This is a genomic window from Pseudoalteromonas sp. SG41-1 (genome assembly GCF_014164575.1).
GTDB lineage: Bacteria > Pseudomonadota > Gammaproteobacteria > Enterobacterales > Alteromonadaceae > Pseudoalteromonas > Pseudoalteromonas rhizosphaerae.
This window is the reverse complement of the sequence record NZ_JACJFL010000146.1, coordinates 1-235: the sequence shown is the minus strand read 5'-3', so window position 1 is coordinate 235 and position 235 is coordinate 1. Positions and strand designations below refer to the sequence as shown.

The 235-nt window shown below is 39.6% G+C and carries 1 protein-coding gene; it reads left to right on the top strand.

What is annotated here, in order from left to right; genetic code table 11:
* Positions 1-69: 69 nt before the first annotated feature.
* Positions 70-235 (top strand): transposase family protein (locus H5203_RS22660; RefSeq protein WP_182740696.1); only part of this gene is annotated, 166 nt, incomplete at its 3' end.

The window sequence follows — 235 nt, the reverse complement described above, 5'->3', positions numbered from 1 at the left end:
ACAGGGCAAGATCACGAACTTTACCTTGACTTAAAAGTATGATCTTATACTCCTTTTTAAGGAGCCCCCATGCCTGATATTCAACTATTTAAATATTTCGAATCAATTGACGACCCTCGCCAGCAGGGTAAAGTTGTCCATAAACTTTTTGATATCATATTCTTAGCTGTCAGCGCTGTCATATCTGGGTGCCAAGGCTGGGAAGATATTGAAGATTTTGGCCATGATAGATTAG